This is a genomic window from Cryobacterium sandaracinum (genome assembly GCF_004403415.1).
Classification (GTDB): Bacteria; Actinomycetota; Actinomycetes; order Actinomycetales; family Microbacteriaceae; genus Cryobacterium; species Cryobacterium sandaracinum.
Map to the genome: position 1 here is coordinate 1 of NZ_SOGO01000034.1, position 16,254 is coordinate 16,254.

At 69.8% G+C, this 16,254-nt stretch carries 13 protein-coding genes; 2 read left to right on the top strand and 11 right to left on the bottom strand.

Features of this window, described 5'->3' with window-relative positions; translation table 11 throughout:
* Nucleotides 1-233: 233 nt before the first annotated feature.
* The 6 genes from ilvA to E3T25_RS12240 form a co-directional block, all read right to left on the bottom strand.
* Nucleotides 234-1,469 carry a threonine ammonia-lyase gene (gene ilvA / locus E3T25_RS12215; protein WP_104100848.1) on the bottom strand — a complete coding sequence of 412 codons (1,236 nt, stop codon included), beginning with the start codon at nt 1,467-1,469 and terminating at the stop codon, nt 234-236.
* Entirely contained in the window at nt 1,462-2,730 is a 1,269-nt protein-coding gene (locus E3T25_RS12220; protein WP_134374580.1) for an AI-2E family transporter, read from the bottom strand. Before E3T25_RS12220 ends, ilvA begins: the two co-directional genes overlap by 8 nt.
* 82 nt (nt 2,731-2,812) lie before the next feature.
* Entirely contained in the window at nt 2,813-3,913 is a 1,101-nt protein-coding gene (locus tag E3T25_RS12225) for an ABC transporter ATP-binding protein (protein WP_134374512.1), read from the bottom strand.
* Nucleotides 3,910-4,737 (bottom strand): ABC transporter permease, encoded by an 828-nt coding sequence (locus E3T25_RS12230; protein ID WP_134374582.1) that lies wholly within the window; start codon nt 4,735-4,737, stop codon nt 3,910-3,912. Before E3T25_RS12230 ends, E3T25_RS12225 begins: the two co-directional genes overlap by 4 nt.
* Nucleotides 4,734-5,555 (bottom strand): ABC transporter permease, encoded by an 822-nt coding sequence (locus E3T25_RS12235; protein ID WP_420898247.1) that lies wholly within the window; start codon nt 5,553-5,555, stop codon nt 4,734-4,736. The genes E3T25_RS12230 and E3T25_RS12235 overlap by 4 nt, the downstream gene beginning before the upstream one ends.
* 28 nt (nt 5,556-5,583) lie before the next feature.
* A complete protein-coding gene (locus tag E3T25_RS12240) occupies nt 5,584-6,717 on the bottom strand; it encodes an ABC transporter substrate-binding protein (RefSeq protein ID WP_241973038.1) in 1,134 nt (377 codons plus the stop codon).
* A gap of 160 nt (nt 6,718-6,877) precedes the next feature.
* Between E3T25_RS12240 and E3T25_RS12245 the strand changes: the two genes are divergently transcribed.
* Entirely contained in the window at nt 6,878-8,077 is a 1,200-nt protein-coding gene (locus E3T25_RS12245) for a winged helix-turn-helix domain-containing protein (RefSeq protein ID WP_134374516.1), read from the top strand.
* 16 nt (nt 8,078-8,093) lie between these two features.
* Here E3T25_RS12245 and E3T25_RS12250 read toward each other — a convergent pair whose 3' ends face one another.
* The 5 genes from E3T25_RS12250 to E3T25_RS12270 all read right to left on the bottom strand — a co-directional run bounded on the left by E3T25_RS12250 (nt 8,094) and on the right by E3T25_RS12270 (nt 13,722).
* Nucleotides 8,094-8,981: a M48 family metallopeptidase gene (locus tag E3T25_RS12250; RefSeq protein ID WP_104170837.1), complete on the bottom strand. Its 888-nt coding sequence runs from the start codon at nt 8,979-8,981 to the stop codon at nt 8,094-8,096.
* Between the two features lie 12 nt (nt 8,982-8,993).
* Nucleotides 8,994-9,560, bottom strand: a complete 567-nt coding sequence (locus E3T25_RS12255) for a LemA family protein (protein ID WP_104100842.1) — start codon at nt 9,558-9,560, stop codon at nt 8,994-8,996.
* Nucleotides 9,561-9,713: 153 nt separating this feature from the next.
* On the bottom strand, nt 9,714-11,171 hold the full coding sequence (locus E3T25_RS12260; protein ID WP_134374518.1) for a glycoside hydrolase family 1 protein: 1,458 nt from the start codon (nt 11,169-11,171) through the stop codon (nt 9,714-9,716).
* Complete coding sequence (locus E3T25_RS12265; protein WP_104100840.1) at nt 11,168-12,481, bottom strand: D-arabinono-1,4-lactone oxidase; 1,314 nt, start codon at nt 12,479-12,481, stop codon at nt 11,168-11,170. Before E3T25_RS12265 ends, E3T25_RS12260 begins: the two co-directional genes overlap by 4 nt.
* Nucleotides 12,478-13,722 carry an alanine racemase gene (locus E3T25_RS12270; RefSeq protein ID WP_134374520.1) on the bottom strand — a complete coding sequence of 415 codons (1,245 nt, stop codon included), beginning with the start codon at nt 13,720-13,722 and terminating at the stop codon, nt 12,478-12,480. Before E3T25_RS12270 ends, E3T25_RS12265 begins: the two co-directional genes overlap by 4 nt.
* Before the next feature lie 220 nt (nt 13,723-13,942).
* Between E3T25_RS12270 and E3T25_RS12275 the strand changes: the two genes are divergently transcribed.
* Nucleotides 13,943-16,114 (top strand): hypothetical protein, encoded by a 2,172-nt coding sequence (locus E3T25_RS12275; RefSeq protein ID WP_134374522.1) that lies wholly within the window; start codon nt 13,943-13,945, stop codon nt 16,112-16,114.
* Nucleotides 16,115-16,254: the final 140 nt, after the last annotated feature.

The window sequence follows — 16,254 nt, forward strand, 5'->3', positions numbered from 1 at the left end:
CTATAAAGTTTCTTTCCTTTGACAGTCAGAAACCTAGACAGGAAGCGGCGTGCGGCCGTTAAGGCGCTCCGAAACACCCACGGATACAGCAGGGGAGCCGAGATTTTGCGGAAAATGCGAGTTCTCGGGGCTTCTGGAGCCGATCCGGGCAGAATCTCCGTCGAATTCGTTAGAGGCACGGCACCGTCACGAGCGTCAAACCCACGACGCACGATTCGTCGAAGCTCCCCCCGCTAGTCGATCTGCGGGTCGTATCCGGCCGCACGCAACACATCCACGACGAGCTGGCGGTGGTCGGGCCCGCGAGTCTCGACGCTGACGTTGAGTTCGACCTCGCTGATCTGAAGCCCCACACCGTGCCGCGTGTGGAGAACCTCGATCACGTTGGCGTGCGCCTCGGCGAGCAGCTCCGAGATGCGGGCCAGCTGCCCGGGACGGTCGGGCAGCATGATGCGCAACGTGAGATAGCGGCCGGATGCCGAGAGGCCATGGCTGATCACGCGCTGCATCAGCAGCGGGTCGATGTTTCCCCCGCTGAGGATCGCGACCGTCGGGCCGGTCGCGGTGACCTTGCCCGCGAGGATCGCCGCCACGGCGACCGCGCCGGCCGGCTCGACCACGAGCTTGGCGCGCTCGAGCAGCACCAGGAGGGCACGAGCCGTGTCATCCTCGGTGACGGTGACGACCTCATCGACGGCATCACGCACGATCTCAAAATTCAGCAGGCCCGGTTTGGCCACCGCGATGCCGTCGGCGATGGTCGGCATGATCTGGATCTCCAGCACCCGGCCGGCCTCGAGGGACGGAGGGTAAGCGGCCGCGTTGGCGGCCTGCACCCCGATCACCCGGATCTGGCGGCCGTCCCGGCGCGCGCGCTGCTTGAGCACGCTGGCGACACCGGAGATGAGGCCGCCGCCGCCGATCGGAACGATCACGGTGGCGAGGTCGGGAACCTGGTCGAGGATCTCCAGACCCACGGTGCCCTGGCCGGTGACGACATCCGCGTGGTCGAACGGCGGGATCAGGATGGCGCCGGTCTCGGCGGCCCACTCCGCGGCCGCGAGCAGCGGCTCGGCCACCGTATTGCCGCGCAGGATGACGTGCGCGCCGTAGTCGCGGGTTGCCTGCAGCTTGGGCAGGGCGACGCCCACGGGCATGAAGATCGTGGCCTGGATGCCGAGCTCCCGCGCCGCGAAGGCGACGCCCTGGGCGTGGTTGCCGGCCGAGGCGGCCACGACGCCGCGGGTCTTCTCTTCGTCGGTGAGCTTGGACATCCGGTTGTACGCGCCGCGGATCTTGTAGGACCCGGTGCGCTGCAGGTTCTCGCACTTGAGGAGGACCGGCGCGCCGAGGAGCTCCGAGAGGTAGCGGGACGTTTCCATCGGGGTGACGGCGGCGACCCGACCGACGATGTCCCGGGCGGACTCGAAATCGGCCAGGGTCGGTCCGACGAGCGAGACATTAGTCATGGGAGGCACTTTTCTTGAGGCGGTATGCCGGTCGGCGGAAACCGGGGCGTTGCGGGACGGTCTGCCACAACGAGGAGGCGAAGACGGGTGCCGAGGCGGTCTGCTCGGATCGCCACGCCCCGCTGTTGATGTAGCTGATCATGACGTTGAGTACGGCAGCGATCGGCACGGCGAAGAGGGCGCCGGCGATGCCCGCGAGCAGGGCGCCGGCCGCCACCACGAGAACGACACCCAGTGGATGCACCTTGACCGCCGTACCCATGATCAGGGGCTGTAGCACGTGACCCTCGATCTGCTGCACCAGCAGCACAACGCCGAGCATCAGCAAAGCCACCACCCAGTCGTTGAAGATCAGGGCGATCACGACCGCCACCGCGCCCGTGGCCACGGCGCCGACGATGGGGATGAACGAGCCGAGGAAAACGAGCACGCCGATCGGGATGGCGAGCGGAACCCCCAGCAGTGCGGCCCCGACCCCGATGCCGATCGCGTCGATGGACGCCACCAGGATCTGCACCCTGGCGAAGTTCCCCAGCGTGGTCCAGCCGGCCACCCCCGCGCCATCGATGGCCGCGCGCGCGCCATGGGGGAACAGGCGCACGATCCAGGACCAGATGCCCTTGCCATCGATCAGGATGAACAGCAGGCTGAACAGCGCCAGAAGGAAACCTGTCACCAGGTGGCCGAGCGAGGACCCCACGGAGAGCGCCCCAGAGACGAAAACCTGGCTGTCCGCCTGAATGGCGTCCCAGGCCTGGCCGAGGAACGCGTTGAGCTCCGGTTCGGTCAGCTGCAGCGGCGACGCCAGGAGAACGGCCTTGAGGCTCTCGTAGGAGGCGGCGAGCCTCTCGTTCAGGCCGACCGTGCCGATGGCGATCTGCTTCACGGCCAGCGTGATCAGTCCGCCGAGGATCGCGAAGGTATTGATCAGAGCGACCACGACCGCGAGAGCCTTGGGAAATCGGTGTCGCACCAGGAATCCGACGAAGGGCACGAGCAGTGCCGACACCAGCACGGCCACGAGCAGCGGGATGACGATCAACCGGAGCTGGATGACGATGAAGATGAAAACAGCAAGTGCGCCGGCGAGCGCGAGCAGGCGCCAGGACCAGGCGGCGGCGAGTCGGATGCCGGCCGGCAGGTTCTCGTCGACTCCGTAGCCATGCGAGGGCGGGAGCTCGACCAGGATCGGGGGTACGGTGCGGCGGCGTCCGAACACGCCGAAGAAGCCGCTGCGGGCGGGTTTTCCGTCGGTTTCCATCACGGCATCAGTCTAGGCAATCACACGTGCCGTCTCCGGTATGGGCCAAAGGTGCTCGCTGCCTCAGGCCCCGGACCGGTCACTACGCCGGAGAGGGGAGCGGGTCGACCGAGACGGGCGCGCCCGTGAACCGCACCAGGACCCGGTCCCCGGCCGACGGATGCAGCCGCGCGCCGTGCTGCACGACGAGCGACGCGCCGTCGTCCAGGCGCACCCTCGTGCGCCGGAGCGAGCCGTGGAAACTCGACGAGAGCACGACCCCTGGTGCCCCCGCAGCGCCGAATTCGAGGTCTTCCGGCCGCACGGAGACGGACACAGCGCCATCCGCCTGCGAGGGGTCGAGTAGCGGCAGAGAGGCACCGTGAACCCGCGCGAACCCGTGGCGCACCACGCCGACCAGTCGATTGCTGAGCCCCACAAAGTCCGCGATGAACGACGAGGCCGGCCGGGTGTAGAGCTCTTCCGGTGCTCCGACCTGCTCGATGGAACCCGCCCGCATCACGGCGACGCGGTCGGCCACGGCGAGCGCCTCGTCCTGGTCGTGCGTGACAAACAGGGTCGTGATGCCCAGTTCGGTCTGGATGCGCCGGATCTCCTCGCGCAGCACCACCCGAACCTGGGCGTCAAGGGCCGACAACGGCTCGTCGAGCAGGAGAACCCGGGGCTCGGTGACGAGGGCGCGCGCCAGCGCCACCCGTTGCTGCTGACCGCCGGAGAGCTGGTGCGCGAAGCGATCGTAGTGGGCGTCGAGCCCGACCAGGGCGAGGGCCGCGGCCGCTCGGGCGCGCCGTTCCTCGCCGCGGACCTTCCGCATGCGCAGGCCGAACTCGACGTTCTCGCCCGCGCTGAGGTGCGGGAACAGCGAGTAGGACTGGAACACCATGCCCAGGTCGCGCCGGCTCGTCGGCAGTGTCGACACGTCGGCTCCGTCGATCAGGATGCTTCCGGCATCCGTGGATTCGAGCCCGGCCAATACCCGCAGCGCGGTGGTCTTGCCACTACCGCTCGGGCCGAGCAGGGCGACGAACTCGCCCGCGTGCAGGGTGAGATCGAAGCCGGCCAGGGCACGGTGGCCGGTGAAGTCCTTCACCACGCCCGCGAAGCGCACCGAGGCTCCCGCCGGAGCGATCGCCACCGAACGGTCTCGGTTCTGATTCTGGGTCCGAAGCTGGTTCTGGTTCATAGCTGACCTCCGGTGGTGGGCCGTCGCCGGCTGCCGGCGCGAACCGTGCCGAGACGCCCGATGACGAGCAAGAGCAGAAATGCGAAAGTGAGTGCGAGCAGAGACAGGATGACGGCCGTATAGGGGTCGGCCTTGCTCACGACAACGAGCGCGGTCTGCAGGGTGATGCGGTTGAGCAGGGAGGCGATCGTGAATTCGCCGAGCACGACTGCGATCGAGATGAACGCGCCGGCGAGGATGCCGCGGCGCAGGTTCGGGATCAGTACCCGCACGAGCACGCTCACCCAGCCCGCGCCGAGCGTGCGGGCCGCCTCACTGAGCGTGCACACGTCGACGCCGTCGAGGTTCGTCTGGATGGCCCGGTAGGCGAACGGGAGCACCGTGATGCCGTAGGCGAACGCGAGGGTCCACACGCCGCTGCCAAGCAGGCGGGCGAGCACCGAGTACACCGGGGCCAGGCCGACCACGAGGACGATGGCCGGGATGCTGATGGGCAGGATGCAGACGAACTCCATCACGCGGCGCAGGCGGGGAAACCGCAGGTGCACCAGCAGCAAGGTCGGCACCAGCAGCAGGAGAACGATCGAGACGGTGCCCACGGCCAGCCCGACCGAGTTCCCGAGCGCGACGAGAACCGAACGGTACGGGCCGGCGAAGCCACCCTGGAACAGGGCCGTCCAGCGGGAAAGGTCGTGGCCGCCGGCGAGGCCGCGGCGCAAGGTGAACTCCACCATGGCGACGATGGGGACGGCGAAGAGGAGGCCGATGCTGCCGAGGATGAGGCCGCGCGCCAGCCGGGTGGGGGTGTGCGCCACCGCCTTCATCGCTGCCACCGGGCCGCCCGTGCCTGCAACGCCGAGTAGCCGGACATGACGACGAACATCACCAGGATCATGCCGAGCGCCAACGCCCCGGCGAGATTCTCCCGGCCGAGCAGGGTTTCACTGGTCAGGGCCGAGCGGATCTGCAGCGGAACGATCTGCGATCCCTGGCTGGTGAGCGCGGCGGCGGTCGCATAGGAGGAGAACGCGTTGGCGAAGAGCAGCAGCAGGCTGCCGAGAAACGAGGGCGCCAGCACCGGGAACGCGATCCGGAACCAGTAGGTGGCCCGGTTGCCGCCGAGGGTTGCGTTGGCCTCGGCCCAGTGCGGGTTGAGTGCCTGCAGCGCGGGCAGGAAGGTGATGATCATCAGGGGAACTTGAAAGTAGATGTAGGGCAGCACGAGGCCGGGGAGTTCGTAGAGCCATACCCCGTCGGCGAAGATGTCGACGCCGAAGGTGTCGCGCAGGATCACGGTGACCAGACCCTGGATGCCGATAGTCGCCACGAACGCGAAGGCCAGCATGACGCCGCCGAACTGGGCGAGCACGCCGCTGAGGGAGTCCACGACGGCGCGGAGGGGGCCGTCGTCGCGCGCGCCGAGCAAGCCGTAGCAGGCAAGGGCACCGACGATCGCACCCACAACGGCGGTGAGTGCCGACAGTCCGAATGACGCGGCGAAGGCGTCTCTCACGACCGGGTTGCCCAGCGCGGCCACAGTGTCGAGCGTGAACACCCCGGACTCGTCGACGAAGCCGCTTCCGACTGCGATCAGGGTAGGCACGAGCAGGAAGAGCACCACATATGCCGCGAACGGCAACAGCCCGAAGGCTGCCGCCGTGCCGCGCCGGCTACCGGACAGCTGCGGCCCACTTCGCGCCGAGGAGCGCGGCTCCCGCGGCGCTCTCCGCCTCGGAGGGGACGACCGTCTCGGCCGGGGCCGCAGGGAGTGCGGCGAAGAGCGCCGCGTCGATGGTGCCGGCCGCCGCCATCGCCTCGGCGCGCACGGGGCGGGCGCCACCGGCGAGCCAGAGGTTCTGGCCCTCGTCGCTGTAGAGGAATTCCTGCCAGAGCCTGGCTGCGGCCGGGTTCGGGGCATCCTTGTTCACGGCCTGGTTGTAGTAGCCGGCGTACCCGGTTCCCGGAAAGACGACGACCTCCCAGTTGCGCTCGCCGGCCAGACTCGTGCCGTAGCCCACGTTGAGGTAGTCCCAGTCGAAGACCACCGGGGTCTCACCCGACGCGATGGTCGCCGAAGTCGGGTCGATCTTGACGAAGTTGCCGGCCTGGTTGAGCTCGTCGAAGAAGTCGATGCCGGCCTGGAAGTCACTCACATCGCTCCCGCTCTGCACGGTGGCCAGCCCGACGGCGGCGAACGCAGCCCCGGCCTGTGTCGGGTCGCCGTTGATCGCGACCTTGCCCGTGTACTCGGCGCCGAGCAGGTCACGCAGCTCGGTCGGCGCGGGAACGGCGTCGGGGTCGTAGCCGATCGCCAGGTAGCCGCCGTAGTCGCCCGTGTACAGCCCGGAGGTCTCCTTGAGCGCATCCGGGATTTCGGCCCATGCCGCCACCTGGTAGGGCGCGAAGCGATCGGTGCTGGACAGCGCCACCGCGAGGCCCAGGTCGAATACGTCGGGGGCGGTGTCCTGCCCGGCGAGGTTGTCCGCGGCCAGGATCTCCTCGGCGCTGGACGCGTCCGGCGAGGCCTCGGTGATGGTGATCTCCGGGTACTTCTCGGAAAATGCGTCGAGCACGGCGCCGTAGTTGGCCCAGTCCCGCGGCAGGGCGATCACGTTCAGGGCGCCTTCGGCCCGGGCCGCGTCCTCGAGGGCGGCCAGGTCGCCGAAGGCGGAGAGGCTGGTCGCGGAGGCGGCATCGACCCCCGTGGTGCCGGGACCGGCATCCGCGGCACCGGAGCAGGCGGACAGGCTCAGGGCGAGGGCGGTGGCCGTGGCCAGGGCGGCCAGGATGCGGGTGGTGAACAAGTTTCCTCCGTCGGACCGGTGTCGGCCGCCGCGCGAAAACGCGGACGTGTGGAGCCGGGTAGCCGGTAAAAGCGAGGCTAGGAGCAGCCGTCGACCGTGAGGGGGTGCGCCGCTGAACATCGGGTGAATGCCGTCTGAAGCGTGCCACTAGGGTCGGAGAGTGGTGCAGACGATCTCCCCAGCCCTTGCCCGCCGGATCGCGCTCGGCGCGCAGGGCTTCGGCCGCCCGCCGTCAGTGACGCCGGGCATCCGTCAACTGGATGCCCTGGTGAACCGGCTCGGGCTGCTGCAGATCGACTCCGTGAACGTGTTCGAGCGCAGCCACTATATGCCGGCGTTCAGCCGACTCGGCGCCTACGACAAGGCGCAGCTGGACCGGCTGACCTCGGGCCGCGAATCCCGGTTCACCGAGTACTGGGCGCACGAGGCATCGTTCCTGCCGCGCGACGCCTGGCCGCTCTTCGGCTGGCGGATGCGCGAATTCCGGACCCGGTCGGCAACCGAGGCGTGGGCTCAGGGCAACCGGCCGATGCTCGACTGGCTGCTCGCCGAGCTTGCCGCCAACGGTCCCCTGCGCGCGAGCGCCATCGAGCACGACGTGAACCGCCGCCGCGGCCCGTGGTGGGGCTGGTCGGACGTGAAGACCGGGTTGGAGACCCTGTTCCGCTGGGGCGACGTGGCGATCTCGGGCCGGGAACGGTTCGAGCGGGTCTACGGGCTGCCGGAGCAGGTGTTCCCGCGGGAGTTGCGGGAGCGCACGATCGGCCGGGACGACGCGCACCGCGAGCTGGTGAGTCGCTCGGCGCGGGCGCACGGAATCGGCACGGGGAAGGACTTCGCCGACTACTTCCGGTTGCGCGGCCCGGCGACCCTGGCGGCCATCCACGACCTCGAGGATGCCGGCGAGCTCATCCCGGTCGAGGTGCCGGGCTGGGGTGCGGGCGGCGCATCGGGGGGCGCCTGGTTGCACCGCGACGCGCGGCTCCCGCGCCGGGTGGATGCCGCGACCCTGCTGTCGCCGTTCGACCCGGTCGTCTGGGAACGGGCGCGCGCGTTGCGACTGTTCGGGTTCCACTACCGGATCGAGATCTACACGCCCGAACCGAAGCGGGTGTTCGGGTACTACTGCCTGCCCGTGCTGCTCGGAGACACGATCGTGGGCCGGGTCGACTTGAAGAACGACCGGCAGGCGCAGGTGCTGCGGGTGCGCGCTGCCTGGGTGGAGCCGGGCGCGCCGTCGGACACGGCCGGGCGTCTCTCATCTGTTCTCAAGGAGGCCGCCGCCTGGCAGGGCCTGCCACAGATCGAGGTGGAACGGCGCGGCAATCTCGCCGAGGCGTTGGCCGCCGAGCTGCGTTAGCGGCCGTCGAAGCAGGTCAGAACTTGCGGCCCATCGTGTGCAGGCGCTCGACGCGCTCGGCGATCGGCGGGTGCGTGGCGAAGAGCTTGTCCATCACGCCGGGCTTGAGCGGGTCGGCGATCCAGAGGTGGGCCATCGAGGTATTCTGCTTCTTCATCGGGCGCCCGAAGGCCTCGAGCTTGCCGAGTGCGCTGGCCAGGGCGTCCGGATGCCGCGTGGTCAGGGCGGCCGTCGCATCCGCCAGGTATTCGCGCTGCCTCGACACCGCAAGCTGCACGATCGTGGCGATCAGGGGCGCCACGAGCATGGCGACGAGACCGACCACCATGATGACGGGGCTGCCATTGTTTTTGCTGTTCCGGCCGAAGAACGCCATTCGAAGGAAGATGTCCGAGATGAACCCGACGGCGACGACGAGGCCGAACACGACCATCGACAGGCGGATGTCGTAGTTGCGCACGTGGCCGAGCTCGTGCGCCATGACGCCCTCGAGCTCGGAGTCGGTCATGATCTCCAGCAGGCCGGTGGTGGCCGCGACGATCGCGTGTTCCGGGTCGCGCCCGGTGGCGAAGGCGTTCGGCGCCGGGTCGTTGATGACATAGATCGCGGGCATCGGCGTGCCGGTGGTGATCGAGAGGTTCTCGACGATGTTCCAGAGCCTCGGATTCTCCGATTGACTGGTGATGCGGATGCCGCCGCTCATCGCGATCGCCTGGCGACCGGCCACGAAGTACTGCACCACGGCATACCCCGTGGCGAAGACGACCGTGAAGATCAGGATGCTGTAGTCACCGGGCGTGCTATAGACCGCGTTGGCGAGCCAGCCGAGACCCGCGATGATGGCGATGAACAGGATGATGATGAAGACGGTGTTGCGCTTGTTGCGCGCAATTGCGCTGTACATGGAAGCCGTCCGCTAGAACTGAACGCGAGGCGGCTCCGCGATGGCGGCGGAGTCGGACACCTCGAAAAAGTCTCGCTGGGTGAACCCGAGGTTGCGGGCGATGAGGTTGTTGGGGAAGACCTGGATCTTCGTGTTCAGTTCCCGAACGCCGCCGTTATAGAACCGGCGTGAGGCCTGGATTTTGTCCTCCGTGTCGACAAGCTCGCCCTGCAACTGCAGGTAGTTCTGGCTGGCTTGCAGCTGCGGGTACGCCTCCGCTACGGCGAAGATGCTGCGCAGCGCGGTCTGCATGTGGTTCTCGGCGGCGGCGGCCTCGGCCGGACCCTGCGCGTTGAGCGACTCGGCCCGTGCCTTCGTGACGTTCTCGAAAACGGCCCGCTCGTGTGCCGCGTAGCCCTTGACCGTCTCGATCAGGTTCGGGATCAGGTCGGCCCGGCGCTTCAACTGAACGGTGATATCACTCCATGCCTCGTCCACGCGCACTTTGAGGGTGACGAGAGAGTTGTACGTGGCCCAGAGGTAAATCCCAATGATGACGACGAGTGCAACAACGATGAGGACCGGGATGAGCCATTCCATGGCAGCTTCTCCTTGAGGTGAGGCGGGGCGGGCAAGCAGGCCGCGGCGGCGTTTTTTACGACGCACGAATTATCATAACCGCGCGCCCTGAGGCTCACATGCGCTTCCCGACACACTCCAAGTAACGCGGCGACGACCGGCCCCACGCGACCGTCAGCGGGCGGAGAGCACCGTCTGCAGCCAGCGGTAGGAAGACTTGGGGGTGCGGGTGCAGGTGCCGCTCTGGAAGTCGACGTGCACGAGGCCGAACCGTTGGGTGTAGCCGGCCGTCCATTCGAAGCTGTCCAGCAGGGACCAGACCAGGTAGCCCTGCAGGGTGACCCCGTCGGCGATCCCGCCGGGGGCCACCGCGGCGAGCGCCGCCGTGATGTGCTCGGCCAGGTAGTCGATCCGCGCCGGATCGTGCACGGCACCCCACGTGTCGGCGACGTCGGGGAAGCTCGCTCCCCCGGCCGTGATGCAGACGGGCGGCAGGTTCTCCGCGTAGCGGTCGCGCAGTTCGCCGAGAGCCACACCGAGGTATTCGGGCGCGATGGCCGTGCCGGCGTTGGTCACCGGGAACTCGCGAAACGGGGTGACGTGGAAGGGAAAGGCCACGACCTTTTCCGGCGGCCCGCTGGGCGGCGGCCCGTTCGGGGTCTTCGGGGCAGCGGCGCCGGCCTTGATCCGGCTCGGCTGGGAGTAGCCCAGCCCGTAGAAGTCGAGCGGCTGGTGGATGGTGCGGAGGTCGTCCGGGTCGGTTTCCAGCAGCATCCGCATCGGCACCTGGTAGGACTCCGGCGGTTCCGGGTAGCGGCCGAGCAGCACCGCGTCGGCGTAGACGCGATTGTGCAGCACGTCGAAGAGCGCGGCGGCAACCTCGTCGGCTTCGCGGCCGCTGGCGGATTGCACGGGCGAGTGCACGTTGGAAATCCCGATCCGGCCGCGCACATCGGCGGCGCGCAGCCCCTGCACAGCGAGTCCGTGAGCAAGCAGCTGATGGTGCGCCGCCGGCAGGGCACCGAAGAGCCGGGCCTCCCCCGGGGCATCCGTGCCGAGGGCGTAGCCGTTGAGGGTCACCGTCGCGGGGTCGTTCAGGGTCAGCCAGGAGTCGATCCGGTCCCCGAACACCTCGCCGACCTGGTGGGCGTAGTCGCCGAACCGCATCGCGGTGTCTCGGTTCAGCCAGCCGCCGCGCAACCGCAACGGGGTGTCCCAGTGGAACAGGGTCGCCATCGGGCTGATCCCCGCGACCAGGAGCCCGTCGAGCAGCCGGTCGTAGAAGGCCAGGCCGGCCCGGCTGAGCGAGCCGCGGCCATCGGGCTGCAGCCGGGACCAGGCCAGGGAGAACCGATAGACGTCGACGCCCAGTTCGCGGAGCAGCGTGACGTCCTCCTCGAGCCGATTGAAGTGATCGGTCGAAACGGATGCGTTGGAGCCGTCACGGATGCGCCCGGCGGTGGCCGTGAACGTGTCCCAACTCGATTCGCCGCGACCGCCCTGCCTGGCGCCACCCTCGATCTGGAAAGCGGACGTTGCCACGCCCACGGTGAAGCCGTCGGGCAGCCGGTCTCCCAGCTCCCCCGCACGGTGTTCCCAAGCACGGGCGGCGGGGGTGTTGCTGTTGCTCATCGACCCAGGACTCTTTCCAGATAGCTGTTGCTGAAGCGGCGCTCCGGGTCAAGCCTGTCACGCACCGAGAGGAAGTCGTCGAAGTGCGGATAGTCGGTGCGGAGGGACGCCGCATCCCGGTCGTGCGTCTTGCCCCAGTGCGGACGCCCGCCGTGCGCGCGCATAATGGCCTCGACCGCCTGGAAATACGCAGCCGGATCCTCCCGGTAGTAGCGGTGCACGGCGATGTAGCCGGTCTCCCGGCCCGCTGCGGTGGACAGCCAGACGTCGTCGGCGGCGGCCGAGCGCACCTCGATCGGGAACGAGATGCGCCAACCCCGCGCCTCGATCAGCGCCCGCACTTCCCGCAGCGCGGCCGGTACCAGGGCGCGCGGCAGGGCATATTCCATTTCTTGAAAACGCACCGTGCGGTTCGTCAGGAACACGCGGTGGGAGACATCCGTGAATTCGCGTCTGCCGGTCAGGCGGGCGGCGAGTCGGTTGAATCCGGGGACTGTCGCCGGCGCCACGGCGCCCAGGGCGCAAATGCCGCGGTAGACCCCGTTCGCGAGCAATTCGTCGTCGACGAAGCGGGCGACCTTGCCGAGCGGCGACCGGCCGGACTCCAGGGGCAGCCGGGTGTTGGTCTTGGTCAGGGCGGTCTCGGTGTGCGGGAACCAGAAGAACTCGTAGTGATCGCTGTGGTCGGACCGGTCGAGGTAGTGCTCCAGGACCTCCTCGAGCGGCTCGGCCGCCTCCACCGCGTGCAGCAGGAACGCGGGCACGCACTGCAGGGTCACGTCCACCACGATTCCGAGCGCACCGAGACCGAGCCGGGTCGCGGGCAGCAGCTCCGGGTTCTCCGTGGCGCTCACGCGCAGCAGGGTGCCGTCACCGACCACCAGGGTCAGCGCCACGATCTGGGTGGCCAGGCCGCCGTACCGGCCGCCCGTGCCGTGGGTCCCGGTGGACGTGGCGCCGGAGATCGTCTGCCGGTCCACGTCGCCCAGGTTCGGCAGGGCCAGACCGTAGGGCCGCAGCAGACGGGGCAGTTCGAACAGTCGGGTGCCCGCGGCCAGAGTGACCTGCCCGGCCACGGTGTCCACACCGATCAGCCCGGCGAGGTCAAACAGGTCAAGCTGGACCCCGGGCGCGAGCGCGATGCCCGAGAAGCTGTGCCCGGAGCCCACGGCCTTGACCCGAAGGCCCACCGCCCCGGCCGCCACCACGGCGCGCTGCACGGCGGCGACGCTCGACGGCCGCTCCACGCGCACCGGGGTCACCGCCTGGTTCCGGGCCCAGTTGCGCCACACCGCTCCGCTCGCACTCACAGAAAGGCCTTCCCCTCACCCCGGTAGGTCGGCAGGATATCGACCACCTTCCCATTCTCGACCAGCGCGAACTCGTTCACGTGCTCGCTCAGCTCCCCCGACTTGGTGTGCCGCGCCCAGACGCGGTCACCGACGCGGAGCCGGGCCGCACCGACACCGGTGAGCGGCGCCTGCACCTCACCGGCCATCTCCCGCGGCGCCAGGCTGAGGCCCTCCGGCCAGACCACGCGGGGCAGCCGGTCGGCCCCGGGCACGCCGGACGCGATCCAGCCGCCGCCGAGCAGTACGGCCGTGTCGGGGCTGGGCTTCCGCACCACCGTGAGGGCGACCGCGACCGCGACCGCGGCCGCAGGCGCGGGCCGAAAGCTCGCGAAATTGTCGAAGAGGTGGCCGCCGAAGAAGCCGCTGCCGACGGCAATGTCGGTGACGGATGCGTCGGCGCGCGTACTCTCGACCGAGCCGGTTCCGCCCCCGTTCACGAACTCGAGGCGCGCGACCTCGCGCACCGCGGCGACGGCCGCGCTGCGCCGCTCCCTGAGCTCGCCAACGCACCGGCGCCGCACCCAGCGGGTGACCAGGCCCCGGAGCGGTTTCCCGGCCGGCCTGTCGCCGATCCCAGCCACCTGCGCCTCATAGGACATCACGCCGACGAGGACGAAGCCGGGGTGGGCGACGATGTCCGCGGCGACCCGGCGGGCCTCGCCGGGTGTGTGCACGGGTGAACGCCAGACGCCCAGATGGCCGAGCACGGGGGCGTCCCAGGCCGCGTCGAGTTCGAGGCAGACCCGGATCGGGGTCCGGCTGCCGGGCGGAAGCACGGCGTCGATGACGTCGAGGTGCGCGATCGAGTCGACCATCGGGGTGACCGCCCTGGCCAGCTCGGGCGAGCGGCCCGACTTCCGGATCGCGGACCGGTCGGCCGTGGGGTAGCCGACGACGACATCCGTCACCGTCTCAGCCAGCCAGAGCGCCTCCGCCAGGGTGTAGGCCAGCACACCCCGATAGCCGGGCACGGCCAGGATGGCCTCAAGCACGCCACGCACCCGAATCGACTTCGACGCGACCCGGAGGGAGGTGCCGGCCGCGCGGTCCAGCAGGTCGTGCGCGTTGTGGCGCAGGGCACCCAGGTGGAGGGCGGCGACGGGGGCGTCCAGGTGCGCCGTCGCGGCCGTGAGCTCGGGCCAGAACAACCCCGGGGTCTGCCACGGCCGGCCCGTAAGGCGGTGGGAGAGGTCGAGCATCGGCGCACCGCCTTCAGTTAGCCGGAATTGAGGATACCCGGCGCGGTGACCCAACCACAGCCGCCCCGTGCTCTTGCGCGGGGAAGCAGTAGCGTGGATGTTCCGACGCCAGTATGCCCTATGGCCCCCGCCGATCACGAATGGGTGCCGTCGCCGTCAAATTGCGTGTCGCACGTTGACTTTCCCGGCGCTGGCCCGTGAAATGGTCACAGGGGGAATCATGTACGGGACACGTATGGCCGGTTCGGGCGGAACGCCCGGGCGCCGTAGCCGACGGTGGACGCCCGGCACCCTGCCTCTGTTCGTCGCCCTGGTCGGCCTGTCTCTCCTCGGCGTGCCGGGCGCGGCGTTCGCCGAACCGACTGCCGCAGCCACGCCGGCTCCCACACCGGCTCCCACAAGCGAGCGGGACGCCAAGGCGGCGCCGACGAACGCGCCGGCCATCGTCAGCCCACCGCCGGGCAGTTTCGTGGGTAGCGGAACCACCACCGTCTCCGGCACGGGCGAAGCCGGCCGGGAGATCCGGTTGCTCTCCCCCGTCGACGGTCAGGACCCGCTCTGCTTCGCCGTGGTCGACGGCGCCGGCCAGTGGAGTTGCGCCGCGGTTTCCCTGCTGAGCGGGCCATCCGTGCCGCTTCGCGTCGTCGTCACCGGAGCCGCCGACCTGACCGACGAGCACACGATCGCCGTGTTGTCCGCCCCCCGGGTGACGGGCGGTCCCACCGGTGGGAGCCTGACCAACGGCACGGTGCGCGGCACCGGCTATCCGGGGGCCTCCGTCGTCATCACGGTGAGCGGCGGCCCGCGCTGCACGGCCACCGCCGACTCCTCCGGCAACTGGTCGTGCACGTTCGCCGACGGCCTCGCCGGCGGGCAGGCCGAGGTCTCGGCCAGCCAGCAGACGAGCTACAGCAATCCCTCATGGTCCAATTCGAGCGCACCGGTCGACCTCGTCTTCGACCTCGACCGTCCTGCGCCGCCCACGCTGACCACGCCGGCGAGCGGCGCCCAGCTGCCGCTCACCGACGCCGGGTACACGGGCACCGGAGAAGAGGGTGCGACCGTGACCGTCTTCGCCGGGTCATATTCGGTCTGCAGCGCCGTCGTCGCATCCGGGTCGTGGAGTTGCTCGGCGGGCGGAGTCGCTGCCGGTACCTTCCGGGTGATCGCGGTGCAACTCGACCTGGCCGGCAACCTCGGCCCGGGCAGCCCCGGGGTGGACGTGCTCTACGGCGTCCCCACCCCTTCCCCCTCCGGCTCGACCGGCCCCGAGGCGACCGCCCCGTCCGCCGACGCCCCCGCCGCCCCGCCGCCGGCCGAGGAGTCGGCACCGACGGAAGCCCCGCCCGGTTCTGCAGCCCCGGCCTCGCCGGCACCGCCGGCGGACCGTCCGGCCGTGGCCCTGGCCACACCGCTGCCGGGCGGCTGGAACGACCCCACCCGGTTCGCCACGGCAGTGCTGCCGCCGTGGTCGACCCCCGACCTCTCCTGGTTCCAGGCGGCGTTGCTGGCGCTCGGTGCCCTCCTGCTGCTCTGCATCCCCGCGCGCCTCCTCGCCGGGACCGTGTTCCGGGCCACGGACGGCCACCCGCTCTGGCAGAGCATGCCGATCGCGGGCCGCAACCGGTCCCGCGAGGAATTCGAGACCGTTCCCGAACTACCTCTGAACCGGTGGCTGGTGGCCGGCGCCGCCGTGCTGGCCGCGGCCACCCTCGTCATGCTGTCCGGGCCGGTCACCAGCCAGCCTGCCTACCTGCGGCTGCTCCTCGCCGTCGCGCTGGCCCTCCTCATCGTCAACGCGGTCGGAGCGCTCGTTCCGCTCTGGTGGAGCTCCCGCATGTGGCGGACGAAAGCATCCGTGACTTTCCTGCCCCGCTACCTGCTGCTGGTCGCCCTGACCGCGTTGGCCTCCCGGGCTTTCGACGTTCACCCGGCGCTGGTCTTCGGGCTGCTCGGCAGCGTCACCGTGGCCCCCGAGGTACTGACGCCGAGGCGCGGCCCACTCGCCGCCGTTCGGGCCGGCAGCCTGATCGGGCTGGCCGTGGTCGGCTGGCTGACGCTGGGCCTGCTGCCGACCGCGGACGGCTTCCTCAGCGCGCTGGCGGCCGAGATCATCAACAGTGTGGTGCTGGCCGCGATCGGTTCGGCAGCGCTGGTGCTGATCCCGATCGGACGCACCAGCGGACGGAGCATCCTCGCCTGGTCACCGCCGATCTGGGCGTGCCTGACCGTGCTCGCCTTCACGATTATGTTCGGAGTGCTGTCCCCGGCGGTGGAACTCTGGCACGAAGGTGGCAGTCTCAGCCTGTGGTGGGTGGCAGGCACCCTGTTCGCCGCCCTCAGCATCGGGGCCTGGGCCTGGCAGCGGTTCGTCACGCCCGCCCGAGTCTAAGCCTCGGCCACCCCCGATGATTCCGCCGAGAGGGCGCGGGGTCAGGCCCGCCGAGAGGTCACACGGCCGGTCAGGCCCGACGGATCAGGCCGGCCTGCCGGGCGTGAGGACACCCCGAGCTTCGGGTAGATGTGTGGCGG

Bases quoted from the DNA above. Each gene is read 5' to 3' on its own strand.
- E3T25_RS12260 (WP_134374518.1), bottom strand. From the start codon at position 11,171: ATGAGCAACAGCAACACCCCCGCCGCCCGTGCTTGGGAACACCGTGCG.
- E3T25_RS12225 (WP_134374512.1), bottom strand. From the start codon at position 3,913: ATGAACCAGAACCAGCTTCGGACCCAGAATCAGAACCGAGACCGTTCG.
- E3T25_RS12270 (WP_134374520.1), bottom strand. From the start codon at position 13,722: ATGCTCGACCTCTCCCACCGCCTTACGGGCCGGCCGTGGCAGACCCCG.
- E3T25_RS12255 (WP_104100842.1), bottom strand. From the start codon at position 9,560: ATGGAATGGCTCATCCCGGTCCTCATCGTTGTTGCACTCGTCGTCATC.
- E3T25_RS12275 (WP_134374522.1), top strand. From the start codon at position 13,943: ATGTACGGGACACGTATGGCCGGTTCGGGCGGAACGCCCGGGCGCCGT.
- E3T25_RS12230 (WP_134374582.1), bottom strand. From the start codon at position 4,737: ATGAAGGCGGTGGCGCACACCCCCACCCGGCTGGCGCGCGGCCTCATC.
- E3T25_RS12250 (WP_104170837.1), bottom strand. From the start codon at position 8,981: ATGTACAGCGCAATTGCGCGCAACAAGCGCAACACCGTCTTCATCATC.
- E3T25_RS12220 (WP_134374580.1), bottom strand. From the start codon at position 2,730: ATGGAAACCGACGGAAAACCCGCCCGCAGCGGCTTCTTCGGCGTGTTC.
- ilvA (WP_104100848.1), bottom strand. From the start codon at position 1,469: ATGACTAATGTCTCGCTCGTCGGACCGACCCTGGCCGATTTCGAGTCC.